General features: G+C 48.5%; 15 protein-coding genes and 1 tRNA gene. 11 read left to right on the forward strand and 5 right to left on the reverse strand.

The window, feature by feature from the left end:
* Nucleotides 1-10 precede the first annotated feature (10 nt).
* The gene (locus APA10_RS02485; protein ID WP_174714358.1) at nt 11-223 is read right to left on the reverse strand and encodes a hypothetical protein; all 213 of its coding nucleotides are present in this window, start codon (nt 221-223) and stop codon (nt 11-13) included.
* Nucleotides 224-318: 95 nt separating this feature from the next.
* On the opposite strand from APA10_RS02485, the gene APA10_RS02490 reads away from it, so the two are divergent.
* The 11 genes from APA10_RS02490 to APA10_RS02545 all read left to right on the forward strand — a co-directional run bounded on the left by APA10_RS02490 (nt 319) and on the right by APA10_RS02545 (nt 19,494).
* On the forward strand, nt 319-1,341 hold the full coding sequence (locus tag APA10_RS02490) for an ABC transporter substrate-binding protein (protein ID WP_003629305.1): 1,023 nt from the start codon (nt 319-321) through the stop codon (nt 1,339-1,341).
* 84 nt (nt 1,342-1,425) lie between these two features.
* The gene (locus APA10_RS02495) at nt 1,426-3,192 is read left to right on the forward strand and encodes a chloride channel protein (RefSeq protein ID WP_003629306.1); all 1,767 of its coding nucleotides are present in this window, start codon (nt 1,426-1,428) and stop codon (nt 3,190-3,192) included.
* 122 nt (nt 3,193-3,314) lie between these two features.
* The gene (locus APA10_RS02500; protein ID WP_003629307.1) at nt 3,315-4,346 is read left to right on the forward strand and encodes an NAD(P)H-quinone oxidoreductase; all 1,032 of its coding nucleotides are present in this window, start codon (nt 3,315-3,317) and stop codon (nt 4,344-4,346) included.
* 144 nt (nt 4,347-4,490) lie between these two features.
* The gene (locus tag APA10_RS02505; RefSeq protein ID WP_003629308.1) at nt 4,491-5,189 is read left to right on the forward strand and encodes a YggS family pyridoxal phosphate-dependent enzyme; all 699 of its coding nucleotides are present in this window, start codon (nt 4,491-4,493) and stop codon (nt 5,187-5,189) included.
* A 113-nt stretch (nt 5,190-5,302) separates the two neighbouring features.
* Entirely contained in the window at nt 5,303-7,285 is a 1,983-nt protein-coding gene (locus tag APA10_RS02510; protein WP_003629309.1) for a potassium transporter Kup, read from the forward strand.
* Between the two features lie 4 nt (nt 7,286-7,289).
* Entirely contained in the window at nt 7,290-8,444 is a 1,155-nt protein-coding gene (gene hemW, locus APA10_RS02515) for a radical SAM family heme chaperone HemW (protein WP_003629310.1), read from the forward strand.
* Between the two features lie 44 nt (nt 8,445-8,488).
* On the forward strand, nt 8,489-8,923 hold the full coding sequence (locus tag APA10_RS02520; protein ID WP_003629311.1) for a DUF1489 family protein: 435 nt from the start codon (nt 8,489-8,491) through the stop codon (nt 8,921-8,923).
* Between the two features lie 533 nt (nt 8,924-9,456).
* Nucleotides 9,457-9,532, forward strand: a tRNA-Glu gene (locus tag APA10_RS02530).
* Nucleotides 9,533-10,742: 1,210 nt separating this feature from the next.
* Nucleotides 10,743-12,617, forward strand: coding sequence for a hypothetical protein (locus tag APA10_RS02535; protein WP_003630695.1), 1,875 nt, complete (start codon nt 10,743-10,745; stop codon nt 12,615-12,617).
* A gap of 2 nt (nt 12,618-12,619) precedes the next feature.
* Nucleotides 12,620-14,161 (forward strand): hypothetical protein, encoded by a 1,542-nt coding sequence (locus APA10_RS02540; RefSeq protein ID WP_003630697.1) that lies wholly within the window; start codon nt 12,620-12,622, stop codon nt 14,159-14,161.
* The gene (locus APA10_RS02545) at nt 14,158-19,494 is read left to right on the forward strand and encodes an FtsK/SpoIIIE domain-containing protein (protein ID WP_035366322.1); all 5,337 of its coding nucleotides are present in this window, start codon (nt 14,158-14,160) and stop codon (nt 19,492-19,494) included. The genes APA10_RS02540 and APA10_RS02545 overlap by 4 nt, the downstream gene beginning before the upstream one ends.
* A gap of 59 nt (nt 19,495-19,553) precedes the next feature.
* Here APA10_RS02545 and APA10_RS02550 read toward each other — a convergent pair whose 3' ends face one another.
* From APA10_RS02550 to APA10_RS02565, 4 genes are read right to left on the reverse strand one after another with little or no spacing between them, the layout of a single operon-like run.
* Entirely contained in the window at nt 19,554-20,393 is an 840-nt protein-coding gene (locus tag APA10_RS02550) for a phosphoadenosine phosphosulfate reductase family protein (RefSeq protein ID WP_035366325.1), read from the reverse strand.
* A complete protein-coding gene (locus APA10_RS02555) occupies nt 20,393-23,701 on the reverse strand; it encodes a hypothetical protein (RefSeq protein WP_003630700.1) in 3,309 nt (1,102 codons plus the stop codon). Before APA10_RS02555 ends, APA10_RS02550 begins: the two co-directional genes overlap by 1 nt.
* Nucleotides 23,698-24,624: a DUF4007 family protein gene (locus APA10_RS02560; RefSeq protein WP_003630701.1), complete on the reverse strand. Its 927-nt coding sequence runs from the start codon at nt 24,622-24,624 to the stop codon at nt 23,698-23,700. The genes APA10_RS02555 and APA10_RS02560 overlap by 4 nt, the downstream gene beginning before the upstream one ends.
* A 37-nt stretch (nt 24,625-24,661) precedes the next feature.
* A complete protein-coding gene (locus tag APA10_RS02565; protein WP_003630702.1) occupies nt 24,662-25,810 on the reverse strand; it encodes a cysteine desulfurase family protein in 1,149 nt (382 codons plus the stop codon).
* Between the last annotated feature and the right edge of the window lie 184 nt (nt 25,811-25,994).

Raw genomic sequence — 25,994 nt, forward strand, 5'->3', positions numbered from 1 at the left:
AGCGCAGCAGTTAACGCTCTGCTTTTTCCGATGTCACCTTGCGATACGGTTTACCGGTGAGGCTATTGATTCTCACCTTACGGGGTAGTTTAGGCGTTTCATCTGGCACAACGTGGCATGGCACACCTTCGGCCTGCCGTGCCTTTGCAAAGCGTTGAGCATGTGAAAGCTGAGATGCCTGATAAAGCAGTTTACCCCCCAGCATAACCTTGTGCTTCCGCACGCTCTTTCCTCCAATGCTTCACCATATCCGCGTCAACATGGTGCTTGTGGTGCATTTATCTGTATCCTATCGTATATAAAAATAGGATACATTCCATGGCTTCATTGCTGACACGTCTTTGCTGCTCCACCCTGCTGATTACGGGGTTAGGCTCTTTTATTGCCCCTGCCGCCATGGCACGCAGCGTTACGGATATGAGTGGTCATACCGTTGAGATCAAGGATGACCACCCACCCATTGCAGACCTATGGTTTGCCCATAACGAAATTTCCGTCATGCTGGGGGCAGCAGACCGCATCCGGGTTTCTGCTGAAAACCCGGTAGATAGCCCTTGGCTGTTCAAGGTCGCACCTGTCATGAAAAACGCCCATACGGGTGTGCGGCCTGATACCGCCAGTGCAGAAAATCTGCTGGCTCTCAACATCGGTCTGGCCTTTGTGCCAACAGCCACAAAGGCCGAAGAACTGCGTAGAATGGGCGTGCCCACTTTATGTGCGGAATATACAACTCTGCCGCAAATGCTAAAATCCATGGACATGACAGCCCAAGCACTGGATACGCCAGAAGCCTCCAGGGCGGCTCAGTCCTACAGACAGGATATGGAAGCAACGCTTAAGCAATTAAGCACCCGTTTAGCCAATGCACCCGCCAAAGAGAGCCCGCGCGTTTTGCATATTGCGCGCCTGAACCCGTTGCAGATTGATGGCACAGACACGCTGATAGATGCGTGGATACAAACCGCTGGTGGGCAAAATGCCGCTACGGTCAGCGGTAACCATCGCCCTGTTTCTTTTGAGCAGATTGCTGTGTGGAACCCGGATGTCATTATTATCGGAGCCTCCGCAGGCATGCCAGATGCGGCTTCTCCCCTAAGATCTCTGGCTGCTTTCAAAAACGGGCGGGCATGGATAAACCCACGAGGCGTATTTGCGTGGGACAGATACGGAGCAGAAGAGCTGCTGCAACTCCAATGGGTTGCACAAAAACTGCACCCAGATCTTTTTGCAGATACGGATATGCACAAGGCCACACAGGCCTTCTATCGCAAGTTCTTTCATTATCCGTTAACAGATCAGGAAGCTGATCTTATTTTGGCAGGAAAACCGCCTGCTCCATAACCTACATGCATCATATGTCATAAAAGTGCATGACACTTATGTGATGTGTTGGACGTTGCTCAGCCGTCCTGTTATGTCCGATCCATGACAGGATTGCTGGACCACCTGCGCACTCATAAAACACCTGCGCGCCTTTTGCTGACCTTACGTGCCTTGGTACGTACGGACTCTTTATGGCTTGTTGTGCTGGCTGTTCTTATCGGTCTGCTGGCTGGTGGTGCCGTCAGCCTTATGACCAAAGCAACCTTTCTGGTTCATCAGATTCTGGCTCCCGGTCATTCCCGACTCTCTGGCCTGCAACACATTACGCCCTTGCACGCCCTGCTGGTTCCCATCTTTGGGGGATTGCTACTTGGGTTATGGAATCTCGCCCTTACCCGCCAACGCCATCGGCCTGTAGACCCTATTGAGGCCAATGCCCTGCATGGCGGCCGCATGAACCTGAAAGACAGCCTGATTGTTGCCGGGCAAACTGTTCTTTCAAACGGTTGTGGTGCGTCTATTGGGTTAGAGGCCGGTTTCAGCCAGATTGGTGCCGCGTTTGGCTCTCGCATTGGGCGAAACCTCCGCATGCACCGTGCAGATATACGCCTGTTGGTAGGGTGTGGTGCAGCAGGCGCTATTGGCGCTGCGTTTGATGCCCCTCTAGCAGGAGCTTTTTACGCATTTGAACTGGTTATTGGCTCTTACGCCTTTCCCCTACTTGCACCTGTCGCATGCGCATCTCTCTGCGCTTTGGCTGTTGTGCATCTTGCCGGAGCCAATCTGCCAGAACTTTCTCTTATACTGCCACAAACCATTCCACCGCTGGCATACCCGTTCCTCATACTGCTGGGCATTGCCACAGCTTTTATCGGCGTTGGGCTGATGAAAAGTGTGACACTGACGGAATCCCTTTTCCGTCGTATTCTGCCCCCTCTTTGGTTGCGTCCGGCAGTAGGTGGATTACTGGTTGGGTTACTGGCTCTGATTTCCCCATCTGTGTTGTCTTCTGGGCACATGGCCATGCGGGAAGGGCTGATTATGCCGCCCACATTATGGCTAGCCATAGGTCTACTTCTGCTGAAAGCTCTGGCCTCCACCATTTCCATTGGCAGTGGCTTTCGTGGTGGTCTCTTTTTTGCGTCGCTTTACCTAGGCGTTCTAACGGGAGCAGCCTTTACGGGGCTTACAACACCTCTTCTTTCTCTGCCCATTACGCTTTGCACCGTTGCTGGCATGTGTGCGCTGGCAACAACCATTATTGGTGGCCCCTTCACCATGATTCTGTTGGCGCTGGAAACAACTCACAGCGCCAACATGACAGCAGCAGTAGCGCTGGCAGCCATTACATCCTCCCTCACCACACGGCGTATTTTTGGTTACTCCTTCACCACATGGCGCTTTCACCTACGTGGAGAAAACATTCGCTCTGGCGTAGATGTTGGCTGGATGCGCACGCTCACCGTGGGGCAAATGATGCGCACGCAAGTCGATACCCTACTGGCTGAAACCCCCGTGGCCCAAGCGCGCACTGCGTTTACGGGCCGCGCACCCCGTTACATTGTTGTGCTGGATAGACAGCACCATTGCATGGGGTTGGTTGAGTATGCGCAAGTCCAGTCCATGATAACACCAGCCAATCAGCCCTTACAAAACCTGCTACCGCCAGACAGCATGGTTCTGGCGCCGGAAGACAGTCTCTCCCGCGCTTTGGCTGCATTTGAACGCACAGGCTTGCCCGCTTTGGCTGTGACAGACACAGACCACAATGTGCTTGGCATACTGAGTGAACGCTATGTTTTGCGCCGCTATGCAGAAGAACTGGAACGCACCCGCCGAGAGCTCGCCGGAGAAAAACACCGGCGCTAGCACATCACAAACCAGAGAAAACTGTTAATTATAGCGTGGACGTGAAGTCGCATACGTTATCCATACGGTATGCAGCCACGTTAAATGCTTTTGGTTAACCACTACAGACGGCGGAATTATCTATGCCTGCTCCCACCCTTCTGCCTTCCACCATGAAAGCCATCTGCTTTACGCAGGCAGGCGCACCCGATGTCCTGCACCTGGAAACCATTCAGGTTCCGCAACCCGGCCGAGGAGAAGTGCTGGTACGCGTGATGGCTGCTGGCGTAAACCGGCCGGATATCATGCAGCGCAAAGGGCTTTATCCACCTCCGCCCGGAGCCAGCCCAAGGTTGGGGCTGGAAATAGCTGGAGAAGTTATTGCACACGGTCTGCCGCAAGAAGGCGTTACAATGCCCGCTATAGGGAGCCGCATATGCGCTTTGGCCAATGGGGGCGGATATGCAGAATATTGCCTTGTGCCTGCCGGGCAGTGTCTACCTTGGCCAGAGGGCTTTAACGCCATAGAGGCCGCGGCCCTGCCGGAAACCTTTTTTACCGTGTGGTCCAATCTTTTCATGCCCACCATGCTGCCTAAAAATGCACGGGTATTGATCCATGGTGGCAGTAGCGGCATTGGCACAACTGCTATTCAGCTTGTTAAAGCTTTTGGTGGCACGCCTTTTGCAACGGCCGGAACGGATGAAAAATGCGCTCTGTGCGAACAACTGGGTGCGCAGGCCATTAACTACAAGACGGAAGATTTTGCCGAACGCATTGCGGAGCACACCAAAGGCGAAGGCGTAAACGTTATTCTTGATATGGTGGGTGGCCCTTATTTTGAGCGAAATCTCAAAAGCCTTGCCTTCGATGGCAAGCTCATCATTATCGCACTGCAAGGTGGCGCAAAGGCCGAACAGGCCAATCTGGTGCGGATTATGACGCACCGGCTTATTGTAACAGGCAGCACGTTGCGCCCACGTGACAGCGCCAGCAAAGCCCGCATTGCACAAGACCTGAAAGCAAAAGTCTGGCCTTTGCTGACCAACCGCACAATACGCCCACTTATCCATCAAACTTTCCCATTGGCACAGGCTGCGGCTGCGCATCAGGCCATGGAAGATGGGCACCATTTGGGTAAAATTATCTTAACAGTCGATTCTCTTGCAGTATAAAATTGCTTTTATACTAGGCATTCTTCAGGCGCTTTAGACCAAGACCTTCTAGACGCCTGAAAAGACTATCTTCCCACCTCAACATAGGTATGCGGCGTTTGCGGCACTTGACCAAGTGCGCATCTTCAAGAATTTTGACGCCTCATGGAAACACCATCCACCCTTCCCTCATCTGTTCTGGCGGACCGGCTTGCTGCCGTTCGCCAGAATATTGACGCATCAGCACACGCAGCAGGCCGGGATCCCGCCTCTGTTACGCTGGTTGCCGTTTCCAAATTCCATCCGCTTGAAAGCGTGCAGGAAGCCCTTGCCGCAGGCCAGCGTGTGTTTGGAGAAAACCGGGTGCAGGAAGCCGCCAGCAAGTTTCCCGCCCTGCGGGCAACTTATCCTGACCTCCGATTGCACCTAATTGGCGGCCTGCAAACAAACAAAGCGCGTGATGCGGTGCGCATTGCAGACGTGATAGAAAGCTTGGATCGGCCAGAACTGGCAGAAGCCCTGCTCAAAGCAGCGGATAAAGAAGGCCGCCTGCCTAAGCTGTTGATTGAGGTCAACACAGGTGATGAACCCCAGAAATTTGGTGTCCCGCGTGAAAAAGCAGATAGCTTTATCCGCACCTGCCGCCAACAGTTTGGGGACAAACTGCAAGGCCTGATGTGCATTCCGCCCGCCATGCAAGACCCTGTGCCGCATTTCAGGCTTTTGCGCAGCATGGCGCAGGAACATGGGCTTCCTGTTATTTCCATGGGAATGTCTGCCGATTACCCGCAGGCCATTGCCGAAGGGGCAACTCTTGTGCGTGTTGGCACCGCAATTTTTGGTCCGCGGCCACCTTCTCCCTGATTTTCATTTTGTGGGTGGAGGCCAGTATGCCTTGCTTCCACCTATCTGCGCCCTTTATGCAGGGCGAACGGGGCAACGTGCCCCTGCAAGACTGACGTGGAGCCAGAGACACCATGACTGACCCCGCCAACAAATCGGCTGGTTCTCCCCCTACAGGAGATCAGCCGCATGTGGCTTCAGCGCCGGAACCGCGGCGCATTACGGAATTTGACGCCGACCAACCGCAGCACGCTGCCGCCCCTGTTGGCTTTGCCGCTCTGCTGGGTGTGTTGGGCGTTGTATATGGTGATATCGGCACCAGCCCACTTTATGCCTTCCGCTCTACGGTCGAGGTTATTTCGGGACATCATCAGGTAGCCCCGTGGGAAATTCTGGGCGTTGCCAGCCTGATTTTCTGGACGCTGATCCTGATTGTCACGGTTAAATACGTCATCCTGATCATGCGGGCGGACCATAATGGTGAGGGCGGTATCCTTGCCATTATGTCCCTCGCCCAACGCGTGGTTATCAACCAAAGAACCCGATGGATATTAGGGCTGGTTGGTATTGTTGGGGCCTGTCTGTTTTTTGGTGATGGCATTATTACCCCTGCCATTTCCGTGCTTTCCGCCATTGAAGGCGTGGAAGTGAGCGTGCCTGCGGCGCATGATTTTGTGATACCCGTAGCCATATTGGTGATCATCAGCCTGTTCAGCGTGCAGTGGATTGGCACAGGCAAGGTGGGCACCATATTTGGGCCAATCATGCTGTTGTGGTTTGGCACATTGGGTGTGCTGGGGCTGATGGAAATTCTGCACCACCCAGCTATTCTCATGGCGCTTTCACCCACCTATGCGCTGGAATTCATCTTCTACCACGGCAAGCTTTCCTTCCTGGCTCTCGGCTCTGTCGTATTGTGCGTTACCGGGGCGGAAGCTCTGTATGCTGATATGGGCCATTTTGGCCGTGCCCCTATCCGCTATGCGTGGCTTTTCTTTGTGCTGCCCATGTTGGTGCTCAACTATTTTGGGCAGGCCGCACTGGTTATTGCTGACCCCAAAGCCTTGGCAAACCCCTTCTTCCTGCTGTGTCCACATTGGATGCAGGGGCCAATGGTGGTGCTTTCTACCTTTGCCACTGTTATTGCCAGTCAGGCCGGTATTTCCGGCGGCTTTTCCATCTGTCGCCAGTTAATCCAGCTAGGCTATATGCCCCGGCTGCGCATTACCCACACAAATGCAGAAGAAGAAGGCCAGATTTATCTACCAGACTTCAACCGCTTCCTTGCTGTTGGGGCCGTGCTGCTGGTGGTGGCTTTCCGTAGCTCAGATGCGTTGGCCTCCGCCTATGGTATTGCGGTTACGGGCACGTTCATCTGCACCTCTATTCTGGCCATTGTCGTTTTCCATCGCCACTTCAACTGGCCTGCATGGAAAGTGGGAGCCATATTTGGTGGCTTCCTGCTGCTGGACAGCACCTTCTTCGCTGCCAACGCCCTTAAAATTCCTGATGGCGGTTGGGTGCCAGTACTGCTTGGCTGTGTGCTGACCCTGATGATGACCACATGGAAAAAAGGCCGCAGCCTTATTATTGCACGCCAGCGGCAAGATAGTCTGCCTATGGGGTCCTTTATTGCCCGGCTTCCGCAGTCCCGCATCATCCGTGTGCCCGGCATGGCTGTGTTCATGACCAGCACACCAGACTTTGTGCCTCCGTGCCTGCTGCATAATCTACGCCATAACAAGATCCTGCATGATCATGTGCTGTTCGTAACCGTGCAGAACCTTGATCAACCAGAAGCAGAACGTGGACACCGCGTGGCTGTGGAAGAACTGGCCCCAGATATCTACCGCATTGTGCTGCGCTACGGGTTTATGGAAATGCCCAACATCCCCCGCGCGCTGGAAGAACTGAAAGCCAACGGTGTGGATTTTGATGCCCTTCAGGCATCCTATTTCACATCCCGCGAACTGATTACCCGGTCTTCTGTGCCGCGCATGTCGCGCTGGAGAATGTCCATCTTCCTGTTCATGCTCCGCAACTCTACCTCCAGCATGGAATTCTTCCGTATTCCGCCGGATCGTGTTGTGGAACTGGGCGTGAAAGTGGCTATCTAACACTGTGGAACAGGACGCACTCGCCCTTTACATCCACTGGCCATTCTGTTTGGCCAAATGCCCGTACTGTGACTTCAACTCACACGTACGGGCAGAAATTCCACAGGCGCGCTTTGCGCAAGCCCTCCGCACAGAGCTTGCGCACGAGGCAAACCGTTTGGGCCGCCGCCGCCTGACATCCATCTTTTTTGGGGGCGGTACACCTTCTCTCATGGCCCCGCAAACGGTCGCGAACCTGATAGATGATGCCACATCTCTATTCGATGCGGCTCCCAACCTTGAAATTACGCTGGAAGCTAACCCAACCAGCGTAGAAGCTGAAAGGTTGAAAGATTTCAGGCAGGCCGGAATCAACCGTGTTTCCCTCGGTATTCAGGCCCTGAATGATGAGACTTTGCATTTTTTGGGCCGTCAGCACTCCGCCACACAGGCACTGGCTGCGCTGGAACTTGCACGTTCATTGTTCCCCCGCATTACGTTTGACCTGATTTACGCCCGCCCCAACCAGAGCGTGGCAGCATGGAAAACGGAGCTAGAGACAGCGCTACAACTGGTGGCAGATCATGTCTCGCTCTATCAGTTAACCATTGAACCCGGCACCAAGTTTGAAGCCCTTTACCGGCAAGGCAGTTTCAGCCTACCGGATGAGGAAACAGCCGCCGCACTTTATGAAACAACAACGGCCATTACGCATGCACATGGGCTGAATGCGTATGAGGTTTCCAACTACGCCAAACCGGGCAGTGAAAGCCGCCATAACCTGACATACTGGCATTATGGTGATTATCTAGGCCTTGGCCCGGGTGCGCATGGGCGCATTACGCTAGATGGCCAGCTTTATGCCACACGCAGGCACCGTGCACCCGAACCGTGGGCCGAGCTTGTAGAACGCACGGGTTCTGGCCAGACATCTCAGGAGCCGCTTGTACCGCAGGAACGTGCGCGAGAAATGTTGCTCATGGGCCTGCGTTTACAGGAAGGCATTGCTCTTAGCCACTTCCAGGCCCGCACAGGCCTGCAACTAACCGAAACCCTAGACCCGGTTATTCTGGCGGCTGCGGTGGAAGAAGGCTACCTTGTGCATACTCCTACCCATTTATACGCGACAGAAGAAGGCCGATTGCGGCTAGAAGCCCTATTGCACGCGTTGGTGCTTTAAAAATAGAGCCTTGTCTGGCGTAAGGAGCACACTACATTGAAAAAATGCTTAATCTGATCAAGCTGGCTGTCGGCGTTGAATCACTCGAAGATCTGAGTGAACGGTTAAAACAGCCATTCAATACGCGCAGCCACCCTGATTATGATACGCCCCTACCTGTGGTGCATACGCGTTCTTTTCCCAAGCAGAAAGATGCCCTTCTGGATGGTGGTTCGCTTTATCGCGTTATCAACGGGCTTATTTTGTGCCGACAACCTATTCTGGATATTCAAACCACAACACGGGCTGATGGTACACAGGGCACACTTATCTTGCTTTCCCCCAAGATTATTCCCGTAGAACCCCGCGCCATGCGGCCATTTCAAGGATGGCGGTACCTACAAAGCCAAGATGCACCCACTGATTTACAGGGAACCGAAACGCAACCAACAGGCTTGCCCCTTTCTCTGCAGAAAAAATTGTTAGAACTTGGCCTGTAAAACCTTCCCTACCATGCGGGAATAACAGCGCGGCCGGTATAAGGAAGATTACAAAACTTTACCTGTCCAAGCTCAATCAAACATGATGCATACACACCATTGAGCTGCTGAATGACCGTCCTACCTGTATAAGGTGCAGCGCAGAATGTGATATTTCCTGCTGTAATTGAACATGTATAATATGCATCGCTTCCCAATGGTAACGGCATTACGGCCTTTCCCGTAAAAGGCTTACTGCAAAATACAGGATGCCCAGCCGTAAGCTGACAGACTGCAATATTATGCAAGCTGCTTTGCGCAGATGCTGCTACCGTAACTGCGCAGACAAAGTAACAAACCGTTAGGCCTTTTATGAAATGCTTGATTGGCATGTGCGTTTGCTGGCCTTAATCAGGATTCATCATGCCATTTTAACCAGAACAATCAGTTGGCATATTCTGGAAATTATTTTTTCAAAAACCTCCACAAAAGTCCATTTCCAGCCTTGACGCCCCCCAGCATTATCTCTACAAAGCGCCTCAACACAGCCTCTTGTCCCGTTCGTCTAGAGGCCTAGGACACCGCCCTTTCACGGCGGCAACACGGGTTCGAATCCCGTACGGGACGCCAATATTGCGTTAAATGTAGCTTTACATAACCTGCCTCGCTCAGCCCCTAGGTTTGTAACTACTCTTGCTAAACAGCGCAAATAAGAGATGTGTCTATCTAGTCAGAAATATAAATTAATTCGCAAACTTCCAGTCAGGTTATACTTATTTTAAGCACCAAAGCTCACTCTCCTTTCTATTTCCCCGAAATCCTTCTTGAAAACCTTTGATGTATTTATAACAATATAAGTAAAAATTGAATAACTCAACCATCATTTATGAAAAGTCAAATAATTTTTTATTTGTAAAAATACTATATAAAATCTACAATGATAACTATCCCATTAAGATTTCCTTGAGGCTTATACTAGGCTCCATTTCCCAACCAATCCGGCAAGCCTGGACCTGCTGTAGCACTTGGAACAACAGCTCAGTCCCGCCTGCGCCCTAAGATGCTCACCTTTACCAACACAAAAGCTAAGTGGCACGCGGCTTAGAAGTAGAAGAGATATGCCGGGCCACCTATATCGACACTAAACTCAACTACGATCAACACATAGAAAATGTCGTTACACAGAAAAGAAGCCAAACACCACCACAGAGGAACCATCAGGGGGATAGCAAGCGGAACAGTCCACCTCTGCCGCTCCGGAATAAACCAAGAAGATCTAGAGCAATTTAGAGATTATTCAGAAACATTATCGACTATTCCAATCACACAGCAAACACAGGAGTGATACACACCTCCGTGAAAAAGCCCGGCAGTGCTCCATGAGGCTATTACGGATATACTTTGTCGCAAATGGTCTCAGCGGCGCGAGCTATAATCCCATTCTCCTCATCTATTGGAATGAAATCATGATGCTACGGATACTCTCCCCTCGTAGCCGATGATCGCTCGGCATTACCAGGCATGCCCCCTCTACATGATGAAGAATTGCTTACCGATGAAATAAATTGAAACATGAAAAATATATTCTCCTAATTTATTTAAATTTTATAAATAAATATTATAAAAAGAAGATGTATAAATTCCTCATCTTAAAAAAACACTCTATTTTCTTACAATATCCAAAAAAACATAAATTTAACAACAACCTCCTAACGAAAATCAAAATTTTATAAAATTTTCGAATTATTTATGTAAATAAAAAAATAAAATGAATTAATATTGGTAGCAGAAGGTCAATTTTACACTATGTATCAGATGATGTATTGACAAGATACTTATTATGAAACTTTATCGAGATGAAAGGAAGGATAATAAATTGACAATTAATTCGTCTACAGCAGCATGGATACGCTTCCTACGGAATTACGGTCCTATTCCCACAAATGACAACATGTATGACGAATCCATCCAGCGCGCACTGAAACGCCACGCAATTACGCCTATTAAACTTCCTGCACCGCTCATTGATAAATTAGTCGATAATTTCAAAAGCCCTGCCCCCATATCACAAATTGTCACAGGAACAGCAGGAGATGGTAAAACCTATCACTGTCGCGAAGTTTGGATGTCTCTTGGTGGTGATCCCGCATTATGGGATAAAGGGGGCAAGATTCAGACATTGCCGATTGGTGTTCGATCTTTAGTGATCGTCAAAGATCTTAGTGAACTACAGCAAGAGGAAAGTGCTTCTTTAATTGCGCGCTTCGCCCACGATGTAATGAACCCATCCGCAACAACTAATTATCTACTTGCCGCGAATCACGGACAATTATTAGAAAAACTAAAGTCGGCTAAGCAGACAGAAGAAGTCATAGAGGTCAGTAAAGCAATTGAAGAAATGCTCGTCACAGGTATTAACCCAAACCGCGATGTGCATGTAAAGCTGACTGATCTTGGACGTTCACCTGCTGCAAAGCTACTAAATCAAATTATTGATACAATTACACATCATGATGGATGGCAAGGTTGCAAAGATTGTAGCGCCAATAATGATACTGATCCCTGCCCTATATTGGAAAACCGGCGAAGACTCATGGCCAATGGACCGGAACATCCTTTTCGTAGCCGCTTAACCGCTCTCATTGAACTAAGTGAATACAATAGCAATCATTTTCCCGTACGCCAGCTATTAGCGCTAGTCGCCAACAGCATTCTCGGACATCCAGATGTTCGTGATCGCCTTATGACCTGCGATGATGTTCCAGATATACAGAAAAATTATAAAACCTATCTAGCTAGTATATATCGCAATATTTTTGGTGATAATTTAAGTCGCAGGAAAGTGGAAAAAACGGAACTCTTCAGAAAACTCAATGCTTTTGGAATTGGATTTGAAACAAGTAATCAGGTAGATAATCTTCTTGTCTATGGTGCCGATGACCCAGGTTATCACACGGATTACGAAACCCTTCTATTATCTGACAAAATCTATGGTGCGACCCCAGCCTATGTTTCTGCTCAGCATGCTTACCTAGAAGGAACCAGCAACACAAATCAGAATAATTTCCTGTCGGAACTACGTGCACAACGGCAGCGCTTGTTCTTTACCATGCCAAACGACATGGAGAAAAAATACAGTCTATGGCATCTGACAGTTTTTCATTATGCGGGTATTTATCTAGATGTTGTAGAAAAGATCATACAGGGGCAAGCTGTCCCTCGCCGAGCGTTAAATATGATTGTGCGTGGTCTCAATCGTATTTTTACCGGCATGCTCGTACAAAATCACGATAAACTTGTCCTTGCTTCATCTGGTAGTTACTCACAGTCCACCCGCAGTCCATTGCTTGATGAACTGATCTCCGTTCCCCGTCATGGAGGAGAAAGCGTAAGTCTCGGCGCAGATGAAACTCATGGTGTTAATATAGTTGTCCGCCTTATGTATGGCGACCAGATCCCTCCTATTACTCTTGAGCTAACTCCAACACGATTTGAATTCCTTGGCCGCGTTTCTGAAGGTGCACTTCCCAGCAGTTTTTCACTTGAATGCCACGAGGATTTTCTGGCGTTCAAGGCTCGCCTTTTAGGCGAAACACAAAAACGGCGGGAGATTGATGGAGAGGACCAGATGATAGATGGAGAACTAGTCTTGCGTTTTATAGATCTCAATAACGACGGACTAGCGGTTGAACGCCGTGTTGTGGTGCGGGTGTGACAATGGAAATTCTAGACCGCCCCCACCATATACAGGAACGTAATGGCCCCGCTTTCTGGGTTGATGAAGCGATATGGGGACACCGTTTGCATGACGAGCAATCTCCCTGGCTTATTGTTCTTGAATTCCTCAATGTATTGCTAGCAGAAAATAACGCTGGCCGGTTGTTGTCTGAAAACGGGTTTAATACCCTTTCCTATAAACCACAGATCCAACTACGTTTACGTAATCTGGTTTTTAATAACCCTTATATCGTCACTAAACTTGCACAAAAAACAGGAGATGAAACTGCCTGGAACGATTGGCTTGTATGTATGAACGAAACAGCAGGCGGCCTAACGAAACCGGACTTTTCTTATCTTCGCCAGAATTTTGATAGTTTCAAGGATTTCGCTTCAGTCATAAATTTTTTGCAAAAATCAGCAATCGAAGGCACAAGCAATAAACGATGGAGTTCAAAATTCGTTTTCCCTTTTGGTCCGCATGCATTGTATGAAGATCTGAATATCAAACAGAATGGTACACTAACCAATGATCGTCGGTTCTTTGCCCGTACAGGCGAAATTCTTTATCTTATGCTCTGCCGAAGTCGACAAGTAGATAAACTGCGTACATTATTAGACGAACACTTTATACAAGCATCTTCACCTTATGACAGCATGGCCCATGCCCTGCAAGGAGAGACACAATACGCAAATTCTGAACATGGTGGCGCGTTTCTACCTTGCTCATCTCATCCAGTTTTTGATAAAATAGCTGAAGACTGGATTTCTATTCTTTCTTGTCCTGTACCGACATATGACAAGATCCCACATCTAGTCACGATGACGGGTCTTAATCTTCTGCTCTATCTACTGTATCGCGCACAGGAAGTTCTGGGCGTCGATCGGGTTCGTTTGATATGCGAAATCGTGTCCCCAAGAAAAACTGTTATCCGCGACCTATCAGGAGATTCCTATCAACATAATAATCTGTTGCCGCAACAAGCTATTCGTCATTTTATCAATCAAATTACACATACACCCGCCTGGGTAACAGCCATGGCGGCACCAGACCCTAGACTAAGCGTTGCAGATCTTCTGCATAAAACCTTTGATTGGGCGGAAGATAATGAAGAAGATCATATAACTTCTCCCCATAGACTAGTTTTACAACTGGAAGAACGTGCAATCATCCGACACCGGCAGCATGTGGGTAAAATTCATGCTGCATGGTCCCGAGCTATTGGTCTGTCATCACGTCGTTCAAGCCGCCGTACACGCTATGCACCAAATGATCGTCTACTTAAGACACTCGTGGTCTGTTGTGTAAAAAAACGTATGGAGTTCAGAGAATTTCTCGCTTACCTCCATATGCGTTATGGCCTGGTAATCGGAGATGCGCAGGCACATGATATCATTGCAAAAGGCGATGCGGATCAGGAAGATTTCTCGAACAATGCCCAGAGGCTGGAAGATCGGCTGGCCAGTCTTGGATTGCTCAAGCGGTTATCTGATTCGTGCGCCTATGTCGAAAACCCTTTTCAGCGAGATCAAGACGCGTGACCCCTACTGATTTGATCGGCGCCGCAGGTGCCGCTTTCTTACGCATGCACCTCAACAAACTGATCAAAGGCGATGGAGTTGCGCGATATCTGCTCGACCGGTTAACGGGTGAACAGGTGGTGGCAATCGCTCGCGCACTGTTAAAGGATCCTCATACAGCAAATCAGCTAAAAATTGCGTTGCCACGTTCACTGGTAGCGGGCCATGGGTTACCTGAAAGTGTCGTAACTGATGAGCGTACTGTAGCCGTTCGCCATGCCGAATGTGACCGGCCTGCGTTACTTCTGGCTAATACCGATGAGGATCAGGGCGCATCTCTCAGTGATGTAACCTTGATTGGGGCAAAGCAGTTAACGCAAACATCTGCCCCGTGGGTTGAAGCCGCATCAGCAGGTCTTGGCCTACCAGAAAACCAACTCAAGGCATGGAACGCTGCTTTGAAAGGTTTAAATGAGGCTGATGGATGGACATTATATCAGATTGCGAATTATGTAGCTCTGACCCGTACATTGATCGCAGAGAAATCCGTTCCTGTGCCTCTTGCATTAGGATGGGCGTTACCAGCGCTGCATTTGCCCCGCGATAGCGGATATTTTTGCTGTGTCCGTGAAAAGGATATGGGTCATGCATCGCGCTGGCGCAAATTGTTTGAAAAGCTTATTACCGAGCGTAAGCCGTTATTGCATAAATATCGCCCCAATCGACAAATAATTGAAAGTGCGGAATTACAAACGCATTTTGAATCTGTAAAAGATGATATAGATTCCGCCGTTTACCCAACGATTGAAGCCTTCATAAACGCGCCATCAGGATGGAATGAGGCCGCATCCGCACTATCGCAATTTGAGTGGGAAAAAGATGGTGTATTACAGTTATTCTCAAACATCCGGCGCCAGAAACAGACTTTAGCTCAAGACACCTTAAACTTCTTTGAATTTACATTACCCGGACAACTTACTGAATCCGATATCGACTATTTACAGACATTGGAAAGGCGTAAGCCCCGAGAAGCGCAAGATGAAGATCGTGATTTTTTTGAATCCCATCGTGATAATCTAAGTCAGGATAAAAAACTGCGGGTTCAGTGGGAACGCTTTATTTTTGGGCGCCCTATTGATTGCACTGATTTCCTCGAAGGATTGCTATCCGCGATCGAACGTCTATTCGGACAGGTTAATCTAACAATTGGTCCGCGTAAGCTTACAATCAAACCAATAAACAGGACTCCTTCAAAATGGTTGTCACTGAATGCCGATATTGGCCTAGCCTTTGCTCAGCGTTATCGTGGACTACCCGCGTTAATGGGACCAAATGTCATATGGGATAAAAGTATAGATTATATTTTTGAATATGAAAAACTTCTTGAAAAAGCAAAGAAATCAAAAAAATATCGTACGAATGTTTCTACTGCTAGAGCTGCCTTACAGATCAAATTCGATGTTACTTTATCTGCTGGATCAGAACAGGAAACTGTTCAGCTGATCTGGATCGGGCAACCTAATGCTATTGGCTCCGAATTACCAGAAGATATATCACGCCTGATTGAACGGCCCTTCGTACGTTGCAAAGTGGCTCGCCTGCCCGTCAGCCGCAAAGGGGCACTTCAATCCGTTTCATTGGCAGATGTCGGTACACTTCAGCCAGCTTTTGGACAAAATTCGGGTACATTAGTTTCCCGTGTCAGTAACAGCAGCAACATTGAAGCCCAGTTCAAAAAAAATCTCAAGAAAAGTATAGATACGGGACGCCTTACCCAAGCAAACTACAGGGCGATTACAGAAACGTGGGGCGAATTTTCAAATCTTTATACGCAAGCTCTACAAGCATGGCAAAAAACTGGATATGCATCACCTAAAATAATCAAGCAGGCTGAAGCCTATGGTCGATTGCTTAAGGTAATGAGTCAGCATGCAACAGGCGATATCAACCGCCGCGATCTGTGGTTTCCCCTACTTGAACTAGGGATTGTAAGTATATCAGGTGGAGCTCCATCCGCTATTGTAGCGCCATGGCAGCCACTACGGCTTGCTGCATCGGCCGCCAAGATGCGTTCCTTAGCAGGTCTAACCAATTATCTTCTGTCTGATGTAGACATAAACTTTGGTGACTCGCGACTATTTTTCTCTGATTTGCGCGATGAACTAGCTCATCCGCTTTATCCCGAAATCGCAGTTGGCTACAATAAAGATGAACCCGTCCTTTTAACTGAAACTGGAACATTAAACGAATACAGCCTGTTTGAACGTCCTGTGCTTACTCCACTTGACACTACAACAGATGTTGATCCGACCGAAGCCGCACGTCAGATCCGCGGCCTTCTAGATAGATACCTTGAGTTGCAACCGCATGAATGTTCCAATCTCAGTATCATGCTATATAATTGCGACACAGCTGGTCTCCCATTAGCGACCGTCAATGCCTTAAATTCAGTACAAGACGAACAAGAAGAGGTTCAGTGTAATATTCTAGTTTGTCATCGTTCACGTGATGCTTTGTCTGACGTTTATTCTGATCTCCTCGAACGTTCCGGCAACGATGGAGATGCGGTCGTTATTAGTGAAACATCGCGCAACTTTATGTCTAAACTACGTATCAGCATGATGTTGGAAGGTGAATCCACAATCCCTGCGGGAACCGCGCGTGAAGTCGATATTGCATTTTTGCATGATGTTGTTTCCCACCAGGCACGCGAACAATGGTTCCGTGTGCCAGCTATGGCAGATAATCCGACCCTGCTAGATCATGTACCTGCACGATGGTCCTATCGACGCGTCACTGCGGAAGACGAACTGCAGGCAAGTAGTTATTTAACTTGTCCGCGTCAACCTGATGCATGCTGGGCTTACATTGACGCAGCAGCACAGATCATTCGCCAGCAGACACATAGCGCAGAAGAACATTATCTGCCTGCACGTCAGATATCCTTTCAGAACAGCGGACTGAAAACGATGTTTGATGAAGTGCATAAACTGGCTGAATGGGTTGCGACCTATGATGACCTGTTGGACAAACGGCAACTTGAGGCCATGGGCATTAAAGTCATCCGCTATCGCCGCCAGCATACGAATGGCCGCAATATGGTCATCTCATCAACTTCTGAACTGCGTACTCTTCATGTCCTGGTTAAGCGTCGTCTAAGTGAACTGTCTCTGGGTCTTGATGATGAACGCTTGTCCGCGCTGGCAAAACGTATGATCGATGACGCCAATACAATTTCGGGCGATATCAGTCTACGTGCAGCCAAACGCGGCATTTCAGCCGGAGAGTTGATCGGACTGGTTCTAAGCCGTGCACTGGTTGCAGAAGAATTGCATAATGCGCCCGCTACAGCCTGGTTCCTGCTGGATGATTATGCAACATGGCTAGGGCAACGTGAAGAAGGGATTGCTGACATCCTAGCTCTCAGCGTAGTACAGAACAATATTGACGAAACACCTAAACTGCGTGCAATTGTAACCGAAGCCAAGTATGTTGATGTATCTGGTGTTGCAGATGCAACCCGTAAATCCCGTCAGCAGTTACGTCAAACTGTTATCCGGATAAAGGACGCGCTATTCGGCGCTCCTGGACGACTTGATCGAGACCTGTGGTTATCACGGATTGCGGATATGCTATTGGATGGCGATACAACCTTAGGTCACACCAATCTTCTGGAAAATGTACGCAATAGTATCCGGCAAGGTCAGATTGCTATTGACCTACGGGGATATTCACATGTTTTCACGTCTACTGATCCCTCCAATGACCAGTCACCTGGAAACCAGGAACTCATTCTCGAAATCCCAGACAGCTTGCAGGAAACCTTTACACGAAGCGGGCTGCGCCAACTTATCACAGCTTATGAAGCCGGGACCCCTTTAAGCACGGTTAGAAAAACACTGGGGGAACATCATGTATGGGAAAAGACGGTTTATCATAAACCTGCCAGTCGAGTTGAATGGATAAGTACGGTCGGCCTTGAAGACCTAACCGCTCCGACAATGAAGACGGTTGATACATCCGACATGCCGACTAAAGCCTCTTCTACCGTTGAACCGATACCTACACTTGATGCATTGCTGCGGAAAGATGATGCACATTCCTTATTGCATGAAGCAGCAACATCTGTGGTACCGGCAACGCAGCATATTGAACAGATATTAACGACTACTACTCCTACAGCAGATAATGCGCTGAATGTTCTCATCTGTTCTCATACCGAACACATGCATAGCAATTCGGCAGAAGAACAGTTGTGGCTAGAAACAACTGCGCAACAACTACGCACCGCATTACTAGGATATAATCTACAGGCTAATATTATTGGCACGCGCCTGACACCCAACGCTGCACTCATCCGCTTTCGTGGCAGTGACCGGCTTCATGTCAGTGATATTGAAGCTAAACAGTCTGCTCTGCTGACCACACACGGATTACGTCTTATAGCGGTTTCCCCAATGCCAGGAGAAATTGTAGTTAGCGTCGCGCGGCCAGAACGACAGATCGTATCATTGTGGGATATATGGGCCAGACGGCAATTGAACCGAAATGAAACAGGCATGAATACGTCGTTTGTTCTTGGTTTAAAAGAACTAGATGGAGATATCCTGTACCTCAACCTTGGCAGCGCATTTGCTGGCGAACAACGCCATGACCCGCATACCCTTATTGCGGGCGCCACGGGATCAGGCAAGTCTGTGCTGATTCAGACATTGCTTCTGGATATTGCTGCAACAAACACAAGTAACCTAGCTCATATTTATCTGATCGACCCCAAAAATGGGGTAGATTATGCAGCCATTACGCAACTGCCTCATCTTCAAGGAGGTATTGTAACGGATCAGACAGAGGCCATTAAAGTCATGGAAGAGCTGATTGCGGAAATGGAACGGCGCTATAAACTATTCCAGACTCATCGTGCTCGTGACATCCAGACATTTAACGTCAAGGCTCCTGTCGCGGAACGACTGCCCTGTATTTTTTTGGTGCATGATGAATTTGCTGAGTGGATGTTAATAGATGAATATAAGACTGCCGTGACCACAAGTGTTTCGCGGCTTGGTGTTAAAGCTCGCGCAGCAGGTATTCATCTAATTTTTGCGGCGCAACGCCCCGATAAAGATGTCATGCCGGTGCAGTTACGCGATAATCTCGGCAACCGCCTCATCCTGAAGGTGGCTAGTGCTGGAACGTCCGAAATCGCATTGGGAATAAAAGGGGCAGAACAATTACTGGGTCATGGACACCTTGCCGCACGCTTAAGCGGTGAACCATGCATTATTTATGCTCAAGCACCTTTTCTCTCAGATCAAGATATGGAAGCCGCTGCCCAAGCTATCAGCACAGCAGAATAAACATAATAGATGCCCGATTTTACGTTAGAAAATCGGGCATCTTATTCCAAAAAGATAATTTATTTATGACAGATAACACAGCCACCTTCTGCTTCTTCTATGCCATAAACATCATCAACCGATTCATCTAGTGTACGCGCAGAAAGTGGATTGCGTCGCCTACGCTGTCTTAGACGTTCCATCCGTTTGGCATAATCTGCTTTGATTGCAGCCACACGTTCTGGCTGGATAAGTTCCGTCAGGCTTTCACCTTGGCTCCAGGTAAAGGGGCTACCATCCTCTAATGCGGTTTTTTCATAACGGATAGCTTCTTCAAATGCTGCGGGATGACGTTCGGCAAGACGCACCCATTCTATCTTTTGTTGAAAAAAGCAAAATGTACATCCCGAACGTGACCGCCATTCATAATAACCTGGCTCTCCCACATCCGCCTGTTGTAATATATCAATTACCCCTGCCCGATCAATTCCAGCATCCCGCAAGGGTAAATGAACGCGCATATTCTGATGCGTTGCTTGGTACCCTTCCCGCGTCGGTTCATCAGCACGAATTGCAACATAGGAATGAATGATCGTTCCTTCCTTCAATGCGGGACGTATCCACTGTTCAAGTGGTCGTAGCTTAAGCTGTCGCGTACACCAACGCGTTCGCGGCGAAGGCAGAAAATTTCCATATTCTTCCAGCCAAAAATCGAAACCGCGGTCTGGATTAAGACGCAAAATCGGCTTACCTAAAAAACCTTCTAGTCGGTCCAAAAATGTATAGACCTCGGGCAATTCCTTACCTGTATCAGTAAAAAAATACTCGATTGGAAGATTAGGATGGTTCGCGCGCATATAGATGGCCAGCGCTGCACTGTCTCGTCCTCCCGACAGTCCCAGGATGTGTCGTTCAGTCATCAGGGCACCTCATCTTCATGCATATCAATCAGCCCCGCAACGACACGCGCTAAAGCTGCCAAACGCACACGTTCATGTCCTATATTAGAGCCTAAAGTTTCGCGGAGCCGATCCGCTAATGCGCTTGCTGCCTGTTTTTCCGTGTCAGTCAATGTAAAGGATGCGCGCATCGGCGGTGTATTGGGGTCAACACCAACAACCAAGGCAAGAGCTTCGGTATTCGATTGCCTGTTCCTTACTGTTGCCAGGGCCTCTAGTTCACGAAAATACTGACCATATCGCGCCATCTGCACTAATGCCTGTTCCTGATCTCTATCGGACCAGTTCCGGGATGGTTTATGCAACAAAACACTCGCCACCCCTTCAATATCACCGGCCCCTCCGTCAAAAGCAGCCGCACGCATGGCAAACCCTTCAAAGGAAAAATCATTCGTCAGGCCCGTAATTGTGGCTGTCCGTTCCTGTAAACCGTGAAATGTATCTGAATCAACGGCCAGCCCCTGCGCCAGTGCAAGACGGAGAGTTTCTAGCAATGCTGGATAAGTATTTTCGACTTCTGTAACCGCATCGGCAATCGCTCGCACATCGAGGTTACCATTCAATGCCGCAGGCAGTTGCTCAAACAATAGCGCTTCTGGATCATTTGCTTTCAGTACAATGTTTCTGATAACGCGAGCTTGATCACTCAGGTGGTTCGTGCGCTGCGCATAAGGTGGCAAGGCTTCAAAACGCTGAAAAATGGCTTGCGCAACTGAAAGCGATGTAATCTCACTTTCCACGCCGAATTGATGCCCAAGTTCCAGTAGAAAAGCTTTTTGCTGCACGTCACGCGTAACCCGTTTAATACGGATTTTCGCCGGATGCTTAAGAAGTTTATCAACAAAAATATCATCAAGGGCAGTCTGAAATACCCCATCCAAATAAACTGCAAAATGACCGCGCTGTGCCAGAATAATGGCTAATGCCAGTACTGGCATAATTCCGCCTTTGATCCCGAAGGGCGGCCTAGCCCAGCAGGTATAGATGTCGGCCAATTGTGCTTCGCTAATATCCCCTAATACCGCCCAACTTGCCATTAGGCTACAACCGACTTCAGTTTTTACATCAGGAGGATGAAAACCAAATGTACCATCATCATTGGCACCATGCAGGCCCGCTGTCGCCAAAATGGTAATATATAGCCCCATCTCTGCTGGATAATCGATAAACCCCAAATTTTCCTGCGATCCATTACGAACCATGGCGTAACATAACTCGCGCATTGCGGCCATCGCACTCGAAGATGGACGTTCACGCTGAAGTAGTTCACTTTTCAGGATAGGTGCATAAGGATAAGCAGTATCCGACAGCGTGCTAGCGATAACGGTCGGAGACGACGCTGTGATTGATGATAGGGGAACTGCAGTCATCCACCAACAAGCATTGTCAAGCGCCGTCCGGAGTTCGTGATAGACAGCATTAATATTTCTGGCCTGTCGAGCAGCAAGCTCACGACGAGCGATCCGGTCTCCTTCGAGTTGTGGATATTCACGCAATATTCGCTCGATGGCGAACATTTCCATAGCGTCGTTACGAAGTGTAAAGCTATCTTTTACGGCGCCAATTGCAGCAACGACATCTGTATCTTTCAGAATCCGCGCAATCTGCTGACAATAAACGTCTAGTTCTTCAGAAGTGATTGTACCATCGCTGATAGTCAGTACTAATAGGCCCGCACCCTTTGTCTTATATGATGTCAAACGTGAAACTATGTTGTTCACATCATCTTCCGCACCAATTGCCTGCAGAAGTATTTCGAATGTGCGCAGCGTACCTGTGCGAAAATAATGTCGCTTTGCCGTGACAAACCCTAATCCAACACGTTGAGGTAAAATCGTTAATTCATCAGAAGAAAGCGTATTAAACGCCCGGCTAATCGCATCTTCCAGATCAAAATCGCTGCCAGCGAATAGCGCGTAACTGCCTAGACGAGGTTGATGGATCAGAACCGCCCAATCAACCAAATCAGCAATAGCGTTGGTGATTGCCTTGGAACTTTCTTCAGGAATAGCCGCGATCAAGAAATCATCTGTTATGGCTAAACCAGAGGTATTGCGAAAAAATTCGATAATTGCAGCTATTTTTGTCAGACGTACATGTAAGTCGTCTCCCTTTACTCCTGCACGTTCAATCGCCTCAAACGCCAGACTGAAGCGACCTCCGTCATTATCTGCCACCAATGCCATACCAAAATTAGCAACTAAGTAATCCCATAATCTATCCGGTCCATAGGTCTGGTCACCTTTAGAGTGCCTAAGAAACTCCTGGAAACCGCCGGGCTCAGCTGAACTCAAAAATCCAAAAACCGAACGTTCATTCTGTGCAAAACGTTGACGCGATATGGGGCCAAGTAAAAGTGATGTTACTGGATTAAGTGGCCATGTACGAGCCAGCGCACGTGCCAGCACAACTTTGTCCGTAGGCTTACGTTTTGCAACAGCAGCCGCAACAACATTAGCTTGTTGACTTGCCGAACGGGGACGATGTTCACAATTGATAGCTTGCCCAAGCAGGGTGACCGTCTCATCCGCACCCGCAAGAAAAGGAATATCCTGGAAACGACCCTGAACTTTTGCCCATTCCTGTCGTCCATCACGCGACATGCGCGCGGCATATTGTTCAAATGCCTGATGCAAAATCCCGATAACTACCAGACGGCCTTTACTGCGCGCACAGCATTCCGCCAGATCTTGTAGCAGATGAATATCTCCACCCGAAGCAGCTTCATGTTCCAGAAGTTTGCCTAATTCATCCAGTATCAGGACAATGCCGCTCTGTTCTTCCTCCGCCGAGCTCATAAGACATGCAAGCAGCTCATCATCACTCTGGCGTGCACGCTTACGAGTGGACTGGTTCCAGTTCAGTGTCGATGCAGCTGCATCGATAATTGCTTCACGTAATCCAGTTCGGTTGCCTGTAACGGCAATAACGGACCATGGACCTTTAATGGTAGGGAACGCCAGATCATATAAATCTTGTAATTCCTTCCCAACAATCTGACTCGCTTGTTTTCGATTCTTGGCATTGCCACTAATTAGGCTAGCAACAAGTAAAGCTGCACTAGATTTGCCACCACCATATGGGCCGGTCCAGGTAAATGCACCCTGCGTAGTTTCAGCCTGACTACGTGCCATGGTAGCCAGAGCATAGGCGACCCCTGCCTGTAAGACGTAACCCTTGAGAGAATCCGTCTCATGTAGGTCTGTATCAATCCGAGCGGAACGGGCAAAACGACGATGAATCGTAACCTGTTTCTTCAATAGACTCATGCCTCCACCCCTTTTATTGCTTGATGCGTGCCATACCCCGCATCAAGCAGGGCCATAGGGTCAACAGCCCGGATTTTCTGCAACTGTCGCAACCCCGCCGTATCTGTCCAGCGCCAGCAACCTTTTGTAAGACCTTCCATTTGCATGAGCCGAGTAACAACACTACCCTCATCAAGCTTAAAAACACGCCCAGGCGAACCAGGGGCATAACAGGCCTGTTCAACCGTAACTATTGTTGCTGCCCCCATACGTTCCCAATATTCGTTCAGGGCATAAGCAAAAATGCCATTAGGCAGATCGGATTTCGGACCACGCACAAATTCATACCATCCGCCTAGACGAGCCTCTCGCACCAAATGCAGCTCCGCCAACAAGGGTTCTGCTGCGTCGTCACTAGCCATTCCGTCACGGCGCACATAACTGCGCAAAAACACTTCGATATCGCGTTTGAGTGTATTGGCGGATACGCGCCAGCCGCGTTCACGCACTAGTTCCATAATATCCTGTCCCAGCATGGCAGGATCAAATTCTATGGAATTCAGAATATTGAAAGCAAAGTAGGCCGTACTAGTCCACTGCGGAGTACTAGCAATACCCCAATGAGCCAGCCAGATCGTTGCCGCATGCTCCAAAAATGGATCGAAACCATCGTCCGCTAAAATAGCCTCGCCAAGAGGAGTGGGAGCAAGCATGCGTTCCGCTTCGGATATAAATCCTGTTGCCAGCCCCCAATATCTCATGGAAACTGCCATATTACGACCGACACCAAAACGTGCAATAGCCGATTGTTCCGTAAATATTCCTGCCGGCGCAGAAGGTGCGACTGCATCGTAAACCTTCTTTAGCCACAACAAGCGTAAAGGAAAGGTCTCGTGTCCGGCAAACTGACCACGCACCTCAGGATTATTAAACGCATGCTTCATGCAACACAGATTAACGCTTACTGGTAAAGGCGTCCAGTCACGATCTAAGCGCCGAAATGGCTTCTATAAGGATCAAAGACGCCTGTTCAGCCTCTTCTAAAGTATTAAATCTTGAAAAACTGAACCGCACAATACTACGTGCTTCTTCATCTGAAAATCCCATTGATTTAAAAACATAAGATGGCACTACTGCGCCTTTATTACATGCAGATCCGGAAGAAATGCATAGCGTTTTTGATACCTTACTGATAATTTCATCTGCAGATATATTGGGAAAGATCAATGCAAATCCCCCCGGTATTGTAGGAGCATCCCCTGAAATACGCCTATATTCAACTTGAGCTGCATCAAGCTTAGCGAGGAAATGCGCCGATAAACGCGCGCTATGCACAGCATCATCTACCAATTTCCCGGCAGCTTCTTGCGCCGCCGCCCCAAATCCAACAATAAGGGGCACAGGTTCAGTACCAGATCGCAGGCCGCGCTCCTGTCCGCCGCCAACATTCTGAGCTAACGGCTTAGGTGCATCAGCTGCAATATATAATGCCCCGATCCCCATTGGTCCGTAACATTTATGCGCCGATAAACTTAAATAATCGACCTCGAGCTCAAGCACGTCAATCGACAATTTTCCAAGTGCCTGAGCAGCATCACAATGGAAGAGTGCACCATGCTGGTGTGTCATCCTCACCGCATCCCAGACAGGTTGGATAACTCCAGTTTCATTGTTAACGTACATGAGCGAAACGAGTAATGTCTGATCATTAATGAGCTCATTAAGTTGAACAAGATCAATCGTGCCGTCATGTAGAACTGGCGCTTTTACTACATCAAAACCTATATCAGTCAAAGAAAGCGCAGTTTCAATAACAGATTTATGTTCAATATCACTGATAATTATACGATTACGTTCTTTTGCGTTCAATATTCCCCACTGCCCAATACCTCGCAATGCGAGATTATTTGCTTCTGTCGCACCTGATGTAAAAAAAATTTCAGAAGAAAGCGCACCGATTAAATTCGAGATATTTTCCCGCGCCTCATTGATACGGAATAAAGCTTGGGCACCCGCGATATGTGGAGATGCCGCATTTCCCGTTAAAGAGAACGCGTCCTTCATTTGCGACAACGCATATGGCGACAACGGTGTCGTTGAAAAATTATCAATATAAATATAATTTGCCATATTAAAACCTAAAAATAAAGAAAGTTTCAGGCTATATCAGCGTAATCTCATCGTAAAGATCTAGGTGTATTAATCTGAAAATAATTAAGAACTCATCTATCCATATGCCTGCTAAAAAATTTCCTCAAGCTTTACAGCGTGTCGTCAGTTAAGCAGGATGATGATTGAGGCGAACTGCACGGCT

This window comes from Acetobacter pasteurianus subsp. pasteurianus LMG 1262 = NBRC 106471, assembly GCF_000285275.1.
Taxonomy (GTDB): domain Bacteria; phylum Pseudomonadota; class Alphaproteobacteria; order Acetobacterales; family Acetobacteraceae; genus Acetobacter; species Acetobacter pasteurianus.

Excerpts from the sequence above, each read along its gene's own strand:
- APA10_RS02520 (WP_003629311.1), top strand. The coding sequence starts at position 8,489 with ATGCTTAATCTGATCAAGCTGGCTGTCGGCGTTGAATCACTCGAAGAT.
- APA10_RS02500 (WP_003629307.1), top strand. The coding sequence starts at position 3,315 with ATGCCTGCTCCCACCCTTCTGCCTTCCACCATGAAAGCCATCTGCTTT.
- APA10_RS02535 (WP_003630695.1), top strand. The coding sequence starts at position 10,743 with ATGAAACTTTATCGAGATGAAAGGAAGGATAATAAATTGACAATTAAT.
- APA10_RS02550 (WP_035366325.1), bottom strand. The coding sequence starts at position 20,393 with ATGACTGAACGACACATCCTGGGACTGTCGGGAGGACGAGACAGTGCA.
- APA10_RS02560 (WP_003630701.1), bottom strand. The coding sequence starts at position 24,624 with ATGAAGCATGCGTTTAATAATCCTGAGGTGCGTGGTCAGTTTGCCGGA.
- APA10_RS02495 (WP_003629306.1), top strand. The coding sequence starts at position 1,426 with ATGACAGGATTGCTGGACCACCTGCGCACTCATAAAACACCTGCGCGC.
- APA10_RS02490 (WP_003629305.1), top strand. The coding sequence starts at position 319 with ATGGCTTCATTGCTGACACGTCTTTGCTGCTCCACCCTGCTGATTACG.
- APA10_RS02565 (WP_003630702.1), bottom strand. The coding sequence starts at position 25,810 with ATGGCAAATTATATTTATATTGATAATTTTTCAACGACACCGTTGTCG.
- APA10_RS02510 (WP_003629309.1), top strand. The coding sequence starts at position 5,303 with ATGACTGACCCCGCCAACAAATCGGCTGGTTCTCCCCCTACAGGAGAT.
- APA10_RS02505 (WP_003629308.1), top strand. The coding sequence starts at position 4,491 with ATGGAAACACCATCCACCCTTCCCTCATCTGTTCTGGCGGACCGGCTT.
- APA10_RS02540 (WP_003630697.1), top strand. The coding sequence starts at position 12,620 with ATGGAAATTCTAGACCGCCCCCACCATATACAGGAACGTAATGGCCCC.
- APA10_RS02555 (WP_003630700.1), bottom strand. The coding sequence starts at position 23,701 with ATGAGTCTATTGAAGAAACAGGTTACGATTCATCGTCGTTTTGCCCGT.